Origin of the sequence: Rhizobium esperanzae, assembly GCF_014197615.1 — a bacterium.
Classification (GTDB): domain Bacteria; phylum Pseudomonadota; class Alphaproteobacteria; order Rhizobiales; family Rhizobiaceae; genus Rhizobium; species Rhizobium esperanzae_A.
The window spans coordinates 20,253-35,620 of record NZ_JACIFY010000015.1 but is presented as its reverse complement, the minus strand read 5'-3'; the positions used below and the strand labels follow the sequence as shown (position 1 = coordinate 35,620).

The following is a 15,368-nucleotide window of genomic DNA, read 5'->3' as shown; positions in this document are numbered from 1 at the left end:
CGGACGCATCGGCCGGCGTCGAGTGCGTTTTCTGCAGTGCAGCGTCCTGCTATGTGCATATGTCAGTTGCAATATTTGCATTTCAGCTGCTTCTTACGAAAAGCGTCTGCGCTTGAAATCGCCGATACCGCAACCATCTCAGCAGCAAAGGCAGGATTGTTTCCGCGCCAGGGACGGGAGCCCTTATGAAGCTTGTAGGCTTTTTCAATCGCGATGGCGGTACCTTCAGGACCACCGACATGCTGGCCTACGAAAAGAGGGCGGAGGAAGCATTCCGCGACGCCGGGCACGATTTCGACGCCATCGTTTTCTCCGGCAAGGAAATCATTCCCGCCATGGAGCGGGCGGCCAGGCGCGACGATATCGACGGCATCGTTGCCGGCGGCGGCGACGGCACGATTTCGGCGGCCGCATCGATCGCCTGGAAAAACGGCATTGCGCTCGGCGTCGTGCCCGCCGGCACGATGAACCTCTTTGCCCGCTCGTTGCGCGTGCCGCTCGATATCTGGCAGGCGCTCGATGTGCTTGCATCAGGCGAGATTGACAATGTCGATATTGCCAGCGCCAACGGCCGGCCCTTCATTCACCAGTTTTCCGCCGGTCTGCATGCCCGGATGGTGCGCTACCGCAACGCCTATAGCTATCGCTCCCGGCTGGGCAAGATCCGGGCGAGCACGAAAGCGGCCTTGGGCGTCATCTTCAATCCGCCGGAATTCGAGGTCGAGTTCCAGGCGGCCGGCATGCGCGAGCGCCGCAGGGTGTCGGCAATCTCCGTCTCCAACAATCCCTTCGGCGAGAATGCGCTGCTCTACGCCGACAATCTGAGAAGCGGCGAACTCGGCTTCTACACTGCAAATCCGCTGAAACCCCTCGGTGTCGCTCGCCTTGCCGTCGACATGCTGCGCGGCAAGGTGCGTGAGAATGCCGACGTCATGGTGATGCATCCGGCCGAGGTGCAGCTGCATTTCCCGAAATTGCGCTCCAAGGCCAATTGCGTCATGGACGGCGAATTGCTGCCGCTCGAACGCGACGTCTCGATCCGGCTGCATCCGGGCGAGTTGAAGGTTCTCGTCAAACAGGGTCTCGCCGCGCAGGTGGATGCGGCCGAACGCCGCGAGCCCGCCGCGTGAAGTTTCAGAACCGCGGCAGATAGGTGCGATAGTCGAAATCCGAGACGGTGCGCAGATGCGCAAGCGCTTCCTTGCGCTTTGTGTCGCCATAGAGCGCCTGATAACGCGCGCCGAAAATATCGGCGATGAAGGGCGAGGTGCGGAAGGTCTCGACGGCGCTCAGGAAATCATGCGTCAACCGCGTGGTGTTCGCAGCCGTATGCGAGGGCGTCGTCTCCTCGCCGGGGTCGAGTTCTTGGTCGAGGCCGGCGAGCATGCCGCCGAGGATTGCCGCGAGCAGCAGATAGGGATTGGCGTCGGCGCCGGCCACGCGATGCTCGATCCGGGCGGCCGGCCCGTCCTTGTCGGGTATGCGGATCGCCGTGCCGCGATGGTCGCTGCCCCAGGTGAGGTCGACGGGCGCAAACGAGCCCGGCTGGAAGCGGCGGTAGGAATTGGCGAAGGGGGCGAAGATCAGCTGCGCCTCGCGCATGCTGTTGAGCAGCCCGGCAGCAACCGATTTGAGCCGTTTCGGCTCGCCGCCCTTGGCATCGAGGATGTTGCGGCCTTGCCGGTCGATGACGCTCGCATGCACATGCAGGCCGGAGCCGGCATGCTCGGAATAGGGCTTGGCCATGCAGGTCGATTTCAGCCCGTGCCGGCGCGCCGCCTGTTCGGCGACACGCTTGAGGTAGAGGCAATCGTCGGCGGCCGCCAGCGCATCGGCGCGGTGCATGAGGTTGACCTCGAACTGGCCTGGACCGAACTCCGCCGTCGTCGCTTCCGCCGGCAGCCCCTGCGTTTTCGCATAGGCCCTCAGCGTCCCGAGATAGTCGTCGAGCGCGTCGACGGCGCTCATGTCGTAAAGTTGGTAACCGTTCGGCTCGCCGCGATAGGTGAGGCTTTCCGGCGGGGAGGGGCGACCGGTCTCACGCCAGTTGCCCGACATCACGTAGAATTCCAGCTCGGTCGCCACCACAGGCGTCAATCCCCGCGCCGCATAGCGTTCCAATACTGAAGCGAGGATGGCGCGCGGGTCCATGAAGCTGGGGCTGCCGTCGAATTCATGCATGGTGGCGAGCACCTGCATCGAGCCCTCGGGTGCCCAGGGCATCGGCGCCAGGCTGCGCCGGTCGGGGATGACCTTGCCGTCGGGATCGCCGATCGTCAGCGACAGGCCGGTGATGTCGTCATTGTCGTCGCCCCAGATGTCGAGCGATTGCGTCGAGGTCGGCAGGCGGATGTCTCCGGCCCAGACCTTGCCTTCTGCGCCCGGCGGCAGCTGTTTGCCGCGCAGATCGCCGTTCATACCGACGATCAGGATTTCGAAACGGGGGTCGCCACCCCAGGCCTTGCCGTCCATCCTGTCGCTCGCCATGGCCTTGAAAATCCTCCGGGACAAGGCCAAGCTCCTATCTCATCGACAGCAGCCTTTCAATCCGCGAAGGTCTTTCACCAGCCATGCCCGATACTTACCCACCCTCGAACCTTGCGGCGATCGACGCCGCGCATCACCTGCATCCCTTCGCCGACATGAAGAAGCTGAATGCCGAAGGCGCGCGCATCATCCAGCGCGGCGAGGGCTGCCACATCTTCGACAATCGCGGCAGGAAATATCTCGATGGCTTCGCCGGCCTCTGGTGCGTCAATATCGGTTACGGCCGCCGGGAGATCGCGGACGCCGTCGCCAGGCAGATGAACGAACTGCCCTATTACAACACCTTCTTCGGCACGAGCTCGACGCCGGCGACGCTGCTGGCCGAGAAGGTGACCTCGCACGCGGGAGAACGTTTCAACCATATCTTCTTCACCGGTTCCGGCTCGGAGGCGAACGACACCTGGTTCCGCATGGCGCGTGTCTACTGGAGCGCCGTCGGCAAGCCGTCGAAGAAGATCGTGATATCGAGGAAGAACGGCTATCACGGCTCGACCGTCGCTGGCGCCAGCCTCGGCGGCATGAAATACATGCATGAACAGGGCGATCTGCCGATATCAGGCATCGTCCATATCGGCCAGCCCTACTGGTATGGCGAGGGCGGCGATCTCTCACCTGCCGAATTCGGCCTCAAGGTCGCCCGCGAGCTGGAAGCGAAGATCGACGAACTGGGCGAGGAGAATGTCGCAGCCTTCGTCGCCGAGCCGGTGCAGGGGGCTGCCGGCGTGATCATTCCGCCTGAAACCTACTGGCCGGAGATCGACCGTATCTGCAAGGCGCGCAATATCCTGCTGGTGACCGATGAGGTGATCTGCGGTTTCGGCCGGCTGGGCGCCTGGTTCGGCCATCAGCATTTCGGCGTCGAGCCGGCTCTCGCGCCGATCGCCAAGGGGCTGTCCTCCGGCTACCTGCCGATCGGCGGCGTGCTGGTCAGCGACCGCATCGCCGATGTGCTGATCAACGAGGTCGGTGAGTTCAATCACGGCTTCACCTATTCCGGCCATCCGGTCTGCGCCGCCGCAGCACTCGAAAACCTGCGCATCATCGAGGAGGAAAGGCTGGTCGAACGGGTGCGCGACGACATCGGCCCCTATTTCGGCAAGGCATGGGCAGCGCTCGCCGACCATGATCTGGTCGGCGAGGCCGTCAGCATCGGCCTGATGGGCGGCCTGCAGCTTGCTGCGGACAAGAGCACGCGTACCCGTTTTGACAAGCCCGATCGGATCGGCGCGCTGGTGCGCAATCATGCGCTGGCAAACGGCCTCGTGCTGCGCGCCACCGGCGACCGCATGCTGGCCTCACCGCCGCTTGTCATCAGCCATGCGGAGGTGGATGAGATGGCAAGGATTACCAGACTGGCGCTGGATCTCGCCTGGAACGAGTTGAAATCCTGATTAGTCTCGGCTCTTCGATGGCGGATGGAGCGATAATCAGACGCTTCGGTTTAATGGCCTTAGCTTTCGTTCATGACGTCTTTGAGGATATCCGCTCCGGTGGCGTATTCCTTACCGAGGCCGGCTTCAATCTCGGAGTCGGCCGCCTGAATGTCTCTGCGCAGCAACTGCATTTTCAGCTCATGGTCGGCGAGCATGCGGATGCCCGCCCGCACCGCCTCGGTCTCCGTGCCGAACCGGCCATTGCGGACAAGATCCGAGAGGATCCCGTCATAGGTGTCGCCAAGGGAAAAAGTCTTTGCGCGTGCCATGTCATGACTCCTTACCCCTTATTATGTGGCAAAATACAATACTTTTGCAATACCGTCGGTACGCCGCGGCAACTCTACCGAAGGGCAATGCGTCCCCGTTATGCATCAGGGATGCCGATTGACCCAGGCATAGCCAAAGCGATAGCGGTCATCGCCATGCTGATAGAAATAGGGCACGTCGATCACCAATGCCTCGGGTGCGGAGGCGCCGAGATTGGCCTGCAGCCATTCAGCCATGTCGGGCGGCAGCGCTTCGCTTCCGCCCTTCGGCGGTATCAGCCACGCGAGGAGAAGCGGTCGCTTGCCGGTAAGATCGGGGTGGAAGCCGGGATAATCCACGGAGAGGACCGGCACGCCGGGAATATCCTGCCTGAGATTGCCGGCAAGCAGGCTGTCGCCGGCAAGGATCGCCGCCGGCTCGGCCTGTTCGCGCAAGGTCTCCAGCATCGTGGCATAGGGCCTGTTCAATCGTTCATAGTGGCCGGTGAAACGTGCAGACGCGACGCTGCCGTAGAGGGCGGCCGGCACGCCGATCATGATGATGGCGACAATGGCCAGGAAACGCCGAAACGGCCGATCTGTCGCGGCGCCCGCGGCTTCGATCTTCAGGCCGAAATAGAGCGGCAGGATGAAGAGCATCGGCACCAGCCATCGATCCTTGATGCCGGCAGCGCCGCCGAAGACGATCAGCAACAGAATGCCGGCCAGGAAGATGAGCATCATCCGTTCGAGCAACCGCGTCCATTGCGAACCCGCCGTCAGCGCCGGTCGCAGGCTCCTGCCGAACACGATGGCGAATACCGCCACGGTCAATCCGGCAAAGCTGATGGTGGCGAGCGCGAGCGAGCTCACACCCATGGCCACCTGCGCGGGATAGCTCGCGTGGCCGCTCGCGGTCATCTTCTCCAGCGTGCGGGCGGTGGCGAAATCGAGATTGTCCTTCAGCCAGAAGAGATGCGGCAGGGTGATGACGAATGCCACCGCCGCCGTCAGCACCAGTCGCCAATCGAAGATCCGCGGCCGCAAGCGCGCATCCGAAAGCGCGGCAATCAGGGCTGCTGCAGGCAGGATCGCGAAATTATATTTGGCCAGCAGGCCGAAACCGATGCCGATGCCGGCGATGAGATAGGAGGCAAGGCTCGGTTGCTTCAGGCTGCGGATGAAGCCGTAGAAGAAGATGCTGGCCGAGAAGAACACCGCGACCGTGTGCGTCAGGTCGCGCTGCATCTCGAAAGCCATCTGCGGGATCGTCAGCAGGCCGAGCGTTGATATCGCCACCAGCGCCTTGTCACGCAGGATGAGGCGCGCGGTCAGGCCGTAGAGCAGGTAGGAACCGAACAGCAGAAGGTTCTTCACGAGAGAAAGCGCAGCAAGCGAGACGCCGGTAAACTGAAAGACGGTATATTGCAGCCAGTTGTAGAAGGGCGGCTGCGGGCCGTAGCCGGCGGCAAGCCATTGCGAGCGGAAGGCCTGTTCGGCTTCATCGAGATCGAGCGAATGAGAGGTCGCGAGCCGCACGCCGACCTGAAACAGGAAATAGGCGGCGAGCAGGGCAAAGATCCACCTGATGTCGCGATTGTTGGTCTCGCTCATCTATCTCGGCCCCGGCTGAACCGAGGCGTAACCGAGCGCGAAATTGTCGCCCTGGCGGCCGAAGTAATAGGGAAGCGACAACGAGCCGATCTCCTGCGGCGCGATATCGGCCGCCGTCAGCGCCGATGAGAACCGCTCCGGCATCACCGCATCCGCCGCCGTCGCCGTCTTCTTGCCGCGCCAGACGATCAGCACCGGCCCCTTGGCCTCGGCGAAGGCCGGAATGCCCGGCGCCGGAAAATCCGGGATCACTACCGGCACATCGGGAAATTGCAGCCGCACATTGCCGGCGACATAGGTGTCGGAGGCGATCACCAGCGCCGGTTGCCCCTGTCGCGTCATCTCGCGGAAAAGCGCCGCCATCGGCACGTTCGGCCTGGCATAGACGCCGATCAGCCCGGCGCCGACGACACGCAGGCCGAGTGCGATCAGCACGCAGGCCATCAGCACCGGCAAAACCGGCCGCAGGCGGCGCAGCCCGGCGGAAAGGTCGATGCCGGCAGCCTGCATTTTCGCCAGGAAATAGATCGGCAGCACCAGCAGGAACGGGTCCAGCCAGCGCTCACGCACCGTGGTGGAGCCGGTGAAGAGGACGATGAGAGCGATGCCGATGAGGCTTGCGAGCATCATCCGCTCCATCATCCCGGTCCAGCGGTTTCCGGCCGAAAGGGCCCGGATGAAGTCCCGGCGGAAGGTGGCCGCGAAGATTGCGACCGGCAGCGCCGCAAAGGCGATGATGGCGACGACAAAAGCGAGAAGGCCTTTGCCGATCCGCACGATGCCGGCGGGTTCGTTGCCGGCGGCCATCTTGACCAGAGTATCGGAGGAGGCGAAGGCGAGATTGTTCCGCAGCCAGATCGCGTGCGGCAGGACGATGACGAGCGCGACGGCGATCGCCACCAGGATGCGCCAGTCGATCGCCCTGCGCCGCCATTCGGTATCGGGCAGGATGGCGATCAAGGCAGCGACGGGCATCAGCGCGAAATTATACTTCGAGATCAGCCCGAAGCCGGTCGCAAGCCCGAGAAGCAGGTAACTCGCCATATCGGGCCGATCGAGCGTGCGGAAGAAGCCGTAGAGGAACAGCGCGCTGGCAAAGAGCAGCGCCGTCGTGTGGGTCAGGTCCTGCTGGGCCATAAAGGAGACCTGGGGCAGGGTGATCAGCGACAGCATGGCGATAGCGGCCAGTGCCTGGTCCTTCAGCGCGCGCCGCCCGGCAAGGCCATAAAAGAGATAGGACAGGAACAGCAGAATGTTCTTCGGCACGATCAGCGCGCCGATCGACATGCCCGTCAGCGAAACGACGGCATATTGCATCCAGTTGTAGAAGGGCGGCTGCGGGCCGTAGCCCGCCAGCAGATATTGCGAGAAGAAGGATTGCTCGGCCTCGTCGAGCTCCAGCGAATGCGGAAGCGCGATGCGCAGCACGATGTTGAGCACGAAATAGGCCGCAAGCAGCAGGCCCGCGGTTTTGATCGTCCTCGTCGCGCGCTCCAGCATCATGCCGCCGGCTTAGGCTTGGCTTTGATCGTCGAAGATCTGCCGCACGATATAATTCGGAGAGGCGTCGTCGCGGTAATAGGTGCGCGCGATCATTTCCGCCAGGATGCCGGTGGTGATCATCTGCACAGAGGAAAGCAGCAGTACGACGCCGACCATCAGCATCGGGCGTGTGCCGATGTCATTGCCCATGATGAACTTGTCGAAGCCGAGATAGAGGAGGATCAGCATGGCGACAGCACCGAGGCCAAGACCGAGCGAGCCGAAGAAATGCCCGGGCCGCGCCTTGTAGCGCATGAAGAACATCACCGACAGCAGGTCGAGGATGACGCGGAAGGTGCGCGAAATGCCGTATTTCGAAACGCCGTGCTCGCGAGCATGGTGGGTGACGGCCATCTCGCCGATGCGCGAGCTCGGGACGACACCGGCGACCCAGGCCGGGATGAAGCGGTGCATTTCGCCCATCAGCTTCACCTGCTTGATGATCGAGGCACGGTAGATCTTCAGGCTGCAGCCGTAATCATGCAGTTTGACGCCGGTGATGCGGCCGATCAGGTAGTTGGCGCACCAGGAAGGGATCTTGCGCAGGAACAGGCCGTCCTTGCGGTTCTTGCGCCAGCCGACCAGGAGATCGAGTTCACGCCGTTCCAGTTCGGCGACCATCGAAGGAATGTCCTTCGGGTCGTTCTGCAGGTCGCCGTCCATCGTCGCGATCAGCCGGCCGCGGGCGGTGTCGATACCCGCCTGCATGGCGGCGGTCTGGCCGAAGTTGCGCTGCAGCTCGACGATCCTGAGCGTCAGCCCCTCGCGCCCGACGAATTTGCGGGCGTTGACGAGCGTCGCATCCGTGCTGCCGTCGTCGACGAGTATCAGCTCCCAGTGATCGGGATAGGCAGCCATCGCAGCCACGACACGCTCGACGAGCGGACCGACGCTTTCCTCTTCGTTGAAAATGGGCACGACCAGCGACAGCTCGAGCGATTGTACCGGATCATTCGTACCGCGAATGGGCTCTACCGTTGTCTGCAATTTCATCTCCAAAAGGCCGGGCGGCCGAGCAATCTTACTGCCGCCGCCGCGCTTGCGGAACGCTAGTACATGAAGTGTCCGCCCGTTGCCAGCGGGCAATGCCGGTTTCCCCGCAATCGGTTGAGCTGAGGGAATGCTACTTTGCGCCTCCCTCCACCCAGGAATAACCGATGGAGAAGCTCTTTTTGCCGTTGCTGAAGAGATAGGGCAACGTCAGCGTGTTCAACTCCTGCAGATGGATGCCCGATCTCACGAGATCACTCGCGAAGCTCGGGGAAATCGTCGGGTCGTCGGCGGTTTCGCCACGCCAGATAACGAGCACCGGCCCCTTGGCAGTCGCATATTCGGGAACCCCGGAACCGGGGAAGAACGGGATCACGACGGGAACGTCGGGGAATTCCAGCTTCATGTTGCCGGCCACGAACTTGGTTCCCGCCACGATCAGAACCGGCTTGCGGGTCGCGGTCAGTTCGGCCGCGTAGCCGGAGAAGGGCACGTTCGTTCGCGTATAGGTGCCGATATATTGAATGGCAACGATCCGCAGCAGAAGGATCGCCAGGATGACGACCATGAAGACCGGCACCACGAGCCGGAAGCGCGCAAGGCCGGCGGAAAGATCGAAGCCTGCGGCCTCCAGCTTCAGGAACAGATAGATCAACAGGACAAGCAGGCAGGGATCGAGCCAGCGTTCGTGGATATCGCTCGCGCCGGCGAAGACAACGATACCGGCGAAGGCGATCAGGCTGACGATCATCATCCGCTCGATCACCCGGATCATCGGACTGGTCGAGGTAAGCGCACGAACGAAATCCCGTCGGAAGGCTGCCGCAATAATAACGATCGGCAATGCGACGAAGCCGAGTACGGCGATGGCGAGAGACAACAGTCCCTGTCCGATGCGGGGGAGGCCGGCGGCGGCCTCGTGCTCGGCGGTCATCCGCTCCAGTGTCGGGCCCGAAGCGCTGGCAAGATTGTCTGGCAACCAGAGCGCGTGCGGCAAAACGATCAGAATGGCGATCGCGATCGCCGGCAGCAGACGCCAGTCGAACAGGCGGCTGCGCCCCTTCCAGTCGGGCAGCACGGCAATGAAGGCGGCAAACGGCAGGATGGCGAAATTATATTTGGAGATCAGGCCGATGCCGGTGGCGATGCCGATGACGAGATAGCTCCCGACTGTCGGCTGGCGAAGTGTGCGGAAAAAACCGAAGAGGAAGAGCGAGGTTGCAAACAGCAGGGCAACGGTATGGGTCAACTCGCGCTGCGCCATCAGCCCCACCTGCGGCAAGGTAATCAGGCTCAGCATGGCGATGGGGGCGAGCAGACGGTTCTTCAATACCTCGCGGGCAGCCAGCCCATAGAACAGATAGCAGCCGAAGAGAATGATGTTCTTCGGAACCGAGAGCGCCCACATCGTGATCCCGGTCACCGAGACGATGGCATATTGGATCCAGTTGTAGAAGGGCGGCTGCGAGCCGTAGCCGGCCAGCAGATATTGCGAGTAGAAGGATTGCTCCGCCTCGTCGAGATCGAGCGTATGCGGCAGCGCGATCCGGAGCGCGATGTTCAGCAGGAAATAGACTGCCAGAAAAAGGCTCGCGATCGTAATGCTTCTGGTAATGCGCTCCAACATCGATCTCCAAGTCAAGCCGGCGAGGCGCCGTGATCTACCGGTCCGCCGCGGGGTTCGATGGCCTTAAAGCGATCTCGCCGCCATCGCCGTCAACTCCGCCGTTGTGCGCAACCCTCATTTCTCCTAAAACGCCTGGCGACGGAAACGAGGCCTGTGCCGACGCCAAGTGAGGAATGCCTACTACATGAAGAGTTCGATCGTTGAAAGCCAGCAGTCCTGGTTTATGCGCAACCGCATGACGGCGCTGACGGTCGTAATTGTCGCAGCCTATGCGCTCTTCATCCAATGGTTCTGGGGTTGGCCCGTCATCATCAGCCAATGGGCCGATGTCGGCGCGGGCCCGGTGATCGGCGCGCTAGTGGCTCTGACGAGCACCTATTTCCTGCGCACCTGGCGCATCTACGATTATTTTCCGCAGGAAACGGCGGGCCGGTTCGCCACCCTTTTTCGCGTCACGCAGATCCACAATCTCCTGAATATCATGCTGCCCTTCCGCACCGGCGAGACCAGCTTTCCCCTGCTGATGCGCACCGAATTCGGCATTCCGCTGACGCGCGGAACCTCGGCGCTGTTCGTCATGCGGCTGCTCGACCTGCACGCCCTGCTGGCCGCTGCCGGCATCGGCTTTGCGCTCGCCGCCGCCGATGGGCTCGTCGCATGGTCGCTTTGGGCTGTCTTCCTGCTGTTGCCGGTCGCAGTTTTCGCTGCGCGCAAGCCATTGCTGCGTGTCGCTGCCAGGCTGTTGCCTGCGAAGGTGCAGAAATTCGTCACCGAGATCGAAAACGGTCTGCCGCTTGATGCCGTTGCCTTTGCACGCGCCTGGGCGATGACCATCGTCAACTGGCTGGTGAAGGTGATCGTGCTCGCATGGGCGCTCGGCCTGATGGGGGTGCTGCCGATGACGGCGAGCTTCGGCGGCGCGCTCGGCGGCGAACTCTCCTCGGTGCTGCCGATGCACGCGCCGGGCGGCGTCGGCACCTATCCTGCCGGCATCACCGCCGGCGCCATTGCGCTCGGAGCCTCGAGCGAGCGGGCAGCACTTGCCGCACTGGCGCAGGCAAGCGTCAACGCGCATCTGCTGATCATCGTCTCGGCGCTGACCGGCACGGCAATCTCATTGCCGCTCGGGCGTCGCGGCAAGCTCTGAAATCCGCTTTCTGAGAAAAGCCTGCTCCGGCTCCTGCCGGCAGAGCGACAGCGCTTTCTCATAGGCCGCAATCGCCTCCTCGCTCCGGCCGAGACGGCGCAGGAAATCGGCCCGCGCCGAATGGGCAAGGTGATAGGCCAGCAGCTCTCCGCGGCTGAAAATGGCATCGACCAGATCCAGCCCCTTGGCCGGCCCGTCCGCCATCGCGACCGCCACGGCGCGATTGAGTTCGACGATCGGCGAGGGCTGTGCCGCCAGAAGCAGCTCGTAGTAAAAGGCGATCCGCCGCCAATCGGTTTCTTCGGCCGTCGGCGCCCTTGCATGCTCGGCGGCGATCGCTGCCTGCAGCGTATAGGTGCCGATCTCTCCCGGGCGCATCGCTTGGGAAAGCAGGGCCAGGCCTTCCGCAATCTTCGCATGATCCCAGAGCGAGCGGTCCTGATCGGCAAGCAGCACCAGTGATCCCTGCTCACGACTGCGGGCGGAACGGCGGGAATCCTGCAGCAGCATCAGCGCCAGCAGGCCACAGACGTCGGGATGCGGCAGCAGCTTGAGAAGCAGCCGTGCCAGCCGGATCGCCTCCGCGGTCAGGTCGGCGCGGACCACATCTTCACCCGAAGAGGCGGAATAACCTTCATTGAAGACGAGATAGATGACGTGCAGCACCTGGTCGAGCCGTTGAGGCAGCGCTTCGCGGGCAGGCACCTCGTAAGGGACCTTCGCCGCCCGGATCCTGCCCTTGGCGCGCACGATCCGCTGCGCCACGGTCGGCGCCGGAATGAGGAAGGCATGGGCAATCTCTTCGGTGGTCAAGCCGCAGATTTCCCGCAGCGCCATCGCCATCTGCGCATCGGCGGGAATGACCGGATGGCAGCAGGTGAAGATCAGCCGCAGCATGTCGTCCTCGATCGCTTCCATCTCGCCGATCTCTGTTGCATCGGGCGTGTAGAGGCTGTCTTCAATGTGGTGCTGCGAGGCATCGAAGCGCGCCCGCCGCCGGATCGTGTCGATCGCCTTGAAACGCCCGGTGGAAACAAGCCAGGCAAAGGGGTTGCCGGGGATACCGTCCGCCGGCCATGTCCGGGCGGCGGCGGCAAAAGCATCGTGGAGCGCTTCCTCAGCCCGGTCGAAATCGCCGAGCAGGCGGATCAATGTTGCCAGCACCCGGCGCGACTGCGTTCGGTAGATTTCGTCGATGACGCGTTCCAAGGGCATACCTCAATCCGGCAAGGTCAGCATCCTGACCGGCCTGAGTTCGACGGCGCCGAAACGCACCGAAGGGATCCGCGCGGCGATCTCCTTTGCCTTGGTCATGTCGGGCGCCTCGATTACGTAGAAGCCGGCCAGATGCTCCTTCGTCTCGACATAGGGACCATCGGTGGCCGACAGCGTGTTGTTGCGAACGCGCAGCACTGTCGCCTGGTCAGGCATCTCCAGCGCATCGGCATGGATCATGATGCCTTCGCGGCGCAGTTCCTCATCGAAGGCGAAATGCGCCTTGATGAGTTCGTCGGTTTCGTCAGGCGCCAGCGTCCCGTCTGTGTCGGCGCTGTTATAAATCAGGCAGAGGTAGCGCATGGCTATTTCCCATCCTGGATGGCGTAAGTCGGGCGCACTTCGATCGAGGAATATTTGAGGATCGGAAAACTCGACACGATCGTCTCCGCCTCCTCGATAGTCTCGGCTTCTACAAGCACAAAACCGCCGAGGTGCTCTTTGATTTCGGCAAAGGGGCCATCGGTCGCAGAGGCTTCGCCATTGCGCAGGCGGACGGTGATCGCCGTTGACGGATCATGCAGAGCGAGCGCCACCAGAAGGTGACCGCTCTCGCGCCAGCGATTGTCGCTGACGATACACTCCTCAGTGAGCGCATCCCATTCGCTCTGAGGGACCAGCTTGCTCTTTTCCGTGTCGAACCAGATCTGGCATAGAAATTTCATCGGTCTCTCCTCATTTAGCGCCGAATTCGTGGACAGGCCGCACCTCGATCGCGCCGAGTTTGGCAAGCGGGATGCCGGCGGCAACGCGGATCGCCTCATTGAGGTCCTTGGCCTCGATCAGGATAAAACCGCCGAGCGCCTCCTTCGTCTCGGCAAAGGGACCGTCCGTCACCGACATCTCGCCGCTCCGCACCCGGACCGTCACTGCCGATTTCGGCGGCTGCAGCGCCTGGGCGACGATCATATGTCCGCTGTCGACGAGATCCTTGTCATAATTCAGGGAGTTCGTATCGAGTTCGGCCTTTTCCTCTTTGGTCATGGCGTCGAGTATCGCGCCATCGAACCAGACCTGGCAGAGATATTTCATCGCGGGCAGCCTCCTTTGCCGTTTTCCATACCCTTGGACGAACGATCCTCGCGCATTTCGACAGCGTCGGGAAAAATCTTTTGTGCTGATCACCTGTCGAAATCGCACGGCAGCACTCGACAAGGCTTCGTCGAAACCTGTCGAGGAGAATAGCAATGAGTATTCTTGAAATCGCGCTGGCAAACCAGATCTGGGCCCGCCGTCATGAGAAGCGTCAGCCGGATTTCGAAGAAAGCGACGGATGGAAGGTTTTGCTGCGCACCGCCTTCGTCTTTGTCGCCTTCACCCTGCTGATTGCAGGGCTGAACATTGCCGCCGGCAGGCCGCAGATGCTCGCGCAGAGCGCGGCACCTGTCGTGACCGGCAGGTAAGGAAACGGCTTATTGGAAGGCCGTCTCGAAGAAGCTGCGCAGCTTGCGCGAATGCAGTGCTTCCTTCGGCATGGCAGCGAGCTTCTGCACGGCGCGGATGCCGATCTGCAGATGCTGGTTGACCTGCGTGCGATAGAAGGCCGTCGCCATGCCCGGCAGCTTCAACTCGCCGTGCAGCGGCTTGTCGGAGACGCAGAGCAGGGTGCCGTAGGGCACGCGGAAGCGGAAGCCGTTGGCGGCGATCGTTGCCGATTCCATGTCGAGCGCGATCGCGCGCGCCTGGGAAAGCCGCTTCACCGGCCCGCGCTGGTCGCGCAGTTCCCAGTTGCGATTGTCGATCGTGCCGACGGTGCCGGTGCGCATGATGCGCTTCAGCTCGAAACCCTCGTAACCGGTGATTTCGGCGACGGCCGCTTCCAGGGCCACCTGCACTTCGGCGAGCGCGGGAATCGGCACCCAGACCGGCAGGTCGTCGTCGAGAACGTGGTCTTCGCGCATATAGGCATGGGCGAGAACATAATCGCCGAGCCGCTGGCTGTTGCGAAGGCCAGCGCAGTGGCCGAGCATCAGCCAGGCATGCGGGCGCAGCACGGCGACGTGGTCGGTGATCGTCTTGGCGTTGGAGGGGCCGACGCCGATATTGATCATAGTGATCCCGGCATGGCCCTTCTTCTTCAAATGGTAGGCCGGCATCTGCGGCAGACGGGCAAGTGTCGCATCCGTTTCCGGCGCGCTCGAGCCGGGCAGGGTGACGATATTGCCGGGCTCGACGAAGGCGGTGTAACCGTCGCCGCCCTCCGCCATCAGCTTGCGCGCCCAGCTGCAGAATTCGTCGATATAGAACTGGTAGTTCGTAAACAGCACGAAATTCTGGAAATGCTCGGCATGTGTCGCCGTATAATGCGACAGGCGGGCGAGCGAATAATCGATGCGCTGCGCGGTGAACGGCGCCAGCGGCGAGGGCTCGCCCGGCGGCGGGATATATTCGCCATTGGCGATCTCGTCGTCGGTGGTGTTGAGATCGGGCGTATCGAAGATATCGCGCATCGGAATGTCGATGAAGGCGTTGGTGGACGCTTCCACATGCGCACCCTCGCCGAAGGCGAAGTGCAGGGGGATCGGCGTCGTCGATTCCGAGACGATGACCGGAACATTGTGGCTCTTCACCAGGAGCGCCAGCTGCTCTTTCAAGTAATGCTTGAAGAGCTTCGGCCGGGTGACTGTCGTCGTATAGATGCCCGGTGCCGTGACATGGCCGTAGGAAAGGCGCGAATCGACGTGGCCGAAGCTTGTCGTCTCGATGCTGACCTGCGGATAGAAAGCACGGTAGCGCGAGGAGATCGGAGCACCTTGCGCAAGCTCGGTAAAGCTCTTGATCAGGAAAGCCGTATTGCGCTCATAAAGCGCCGTCAGCGCTTCCACCGCCTCGGCCGGATCATCAAAGCTCTGCGGCTGAAAAGGGGGTGGTGAGGATATGTCGAGGGGCGGTAAAGGGGAGATTCGTTTGTTCATGACGCATTATAGAGAGTTGTTTTTGACAAG

General features: G+C 62.4%; 15 protein-coding genes. 4 read left to right on the top strand and 11 right to left on the bottom strand.

Features of this window, described 5'->3' with window-relative positions:
• The first annotated feature begins 185 nt into the window (after nt 1–185).
• Nucleotides 186–1,130, top strand: coding sequence for a diacylglycerol/lipid kinase family protein (locus tag GGD57_RS19700; RefSeq protein ID WP_085736683.1), 945 nt, complete (start codon nt 186–188; stop codon nt 1,128–1,130).
• A gap of 4 nt (nt 1,131–1,134) precedes the next feature.
• Here the strand turns inward: GGD57_RS19700 and GGD57_RS19695 are convergent, their stop codons facing one another.
• Nucleotides 1,135–2,487: a glutamine synthetase family protein gene (locus tag GGD57_RS19695; protein WP_184472101.1), complete on the bottom strand. Its 1,353-nt coding sequence runs from the start codon at nt 2,485–2,487 to the stop codon at nt 1,135–1,137.
• A gap of 83 nt (nt 2,488–2,570) precedes the next feature.
• Here GGD57_RS19695 and GGD57_RS19690 point away from each other — a divergent pair, with 83 nt between their 5' ends.
• Nucleotides 2,571–3,938, top strand: coding sequence for an aspartate aminotransferase family protein (locus tag GGD57_RS19690; RefSeq protein ID WP_184471977.1), 1,368 nt, complete (start codon nt 2,571–2,573; stop codon nt 3,936–3,938).
• 59 nt (nt 3,939–3,997) lie between these two features.
• On the opposite strand, the gene GGD57_RS19685 is transcribed toward GGD57_RS19690, so the two are convergent.
• From GGD57_RS19685 to GGD57_RS19665, 5 genes are all read right to left on the bottom strand, one after another.
• Nucleotides 3,998–4,249 carry a ribbon-helix-helix domain-containing protein gene (locus GGD57_RS19685; RefSeq protein WP_184471976.1) on the bottom strand — a complete coding sequence of 84 codons (252 nt, stop codon included), beginning with the start codon at nt 4,247–4,249 and terminating at the stop codon, nt 3,998–4,000.
• A 105-nt stretch (nt 4,250–4,354) separates the two neighbouring features.
• Nucleotides 4,355–5,842 (bottom strand): ArnT family glycosyltransferase, encoded by a 1,488-nt coding sequence (locus GGD57_RS19680; protein WP_184471975.1) that lies wholly within the window; start codon nt 5,840–5,842, stop codon nt 4,355–4,357.
• Nucleotides 5,843–7,342 carry a glycosyltransferase family 39 protein gene (locus GGD57_RS19675; protein WP_184472100.1) on the bottom strand — a complete coding sequence of 500 codons (1,500 nt, stop codon included), beginning with the start codon at nt 7,340–7,342 and terminating at the stop codon, nt 5,843–5,845.
• Nucleotides 7,343–7,354: 12 nt separating this feature from the next.
• Nucleotides 7,355–8,371, bottom strand: coding sequence for a glycosyltransferase family 2 protein (locus tag GGD57_RS19670; RefSeq protein WP_184471974.1), 1,017 nt, complete (start codon nt 8,369–8,371; stop codon nt 7,355–7,357).
• Between the two features lie 136 nt (nt 8,372–8,507).
• Nucleotides 8,508–10,001 carry an ArnT family glycosyltransferase gene (locus GGD57_RS19665; RefSeq protein WP_184471973.1) on the bottom strand — a complete coding sequence of 498 codons (1,494 nt, stop codon included), beginning with the start codon at nt 9,999–10,001 and terminating at the stop codon, nt 8,508–8,510.
• A gap of 184 nt (nt 10,002–10,185) precedes the next feature.
• On the opposite strand from GGD57_RS19665, the gene GGD57_RS19660 reads away from it, so the two are divergent.
• Nucleotides 10,186–11,148: a lysylphosphatidylglycerol synthase domain-containing protein gene (locus tag GGD57_RS19660; RefSeq protein ID WP_184471972.1), complete on the top strand. Its 963-nt coding sequence runs from the start codon at nt 10,186–10,188 to the stop codon at nt 11,146–11,148.
• Here GGD57_RS19660 and GGD57_RS19655 read toward each other — a convergent pair.
• The 4 genes from GGD57_RS19655 to GGD57_RS19640 are packed head-to-tail and all read right to left on the bottom strand — an operon-like array spanning nt 11,116 to nt 13,455.
• Nucleotides 11,116–12,357, bottom strand: a complete 1,242-nt coding sequence (locus GGD57_RS19655; RefSeq protein ID WP_184472099.1) for an RNA polymerase sigma factor — start codon at nt 12,355–12,357, stop codon at nt 11,116–11,118. The two genes, GGD57_RS19660 and GGD57_RS19655, sit on opposite strands and share 33 nt — an antisense overlap.
• Nucleotides 12,358–12,366: 9 nt before the next feature.
• The gene (locus tag GGD57_RS19650; RefSeq protein ID WP_184471971.1) at nt 12,367–12,726 is read right to left on the bottom strand and encodes a YciI family protein; all 360 of its coding nucleotides are present in this window, start codon (nt 12,724–12,726) and stop codon (nt 12,367–12,369) included.
• A gap of 2 nt (nt 12,727–12,728) precedes the next feature.
• Nucleotides 12,729–13,088, bottom strand: a complete 360-nt coding sequence (locus tag GGD57_RS19645; protein WP_184471970.1) for a YciI family protein — start codon at nt 13,086–13,088, stop codon at nt 12,729–12,731.
• Nucleotides 13,089–13,098: 10 nt separating this feature from the next.
• A complete protein-coding gene (locus GGD57_RS19640; RefSeq protein WP_184471969.1) occupies nt 13,099–13,455 on the bottom strand; it encodes a YciI family protein in 357 nt (118 codons plus the stop codon).
• A 155-nt stretch (nt 13,456–13,610) separates the two neighbouring features.
• Between GGD57_RS19640 and GGD57_RS19635 the strand changes: the two genes are divergently transcribed.
• Entirely contained in the window at nt 13,611–13,826 is a 216-nt protein-coding gene (locus GGD57_RS19635) for a hypothetical protein (protein ID WP_184471968.1), read from the top strand.
• Between the two features lie 9 nt (nt 13,827–13,835).
• Here the strand turns inward: GGD57_RS19635 and amn are convergent, their stop codons facing one another.
• Entirely contained in the window at nt 13,836–15,338 is a 1,503-nt protein-coding gene (gene amn, locus GGD57_RS19630; RefSeq protein ID WP_184471967.1) for an AMP nucleosidase, read from the bottom strand.
• Nucleotides 15,339–15,368 lie beyond the last annotated feature (30 nt).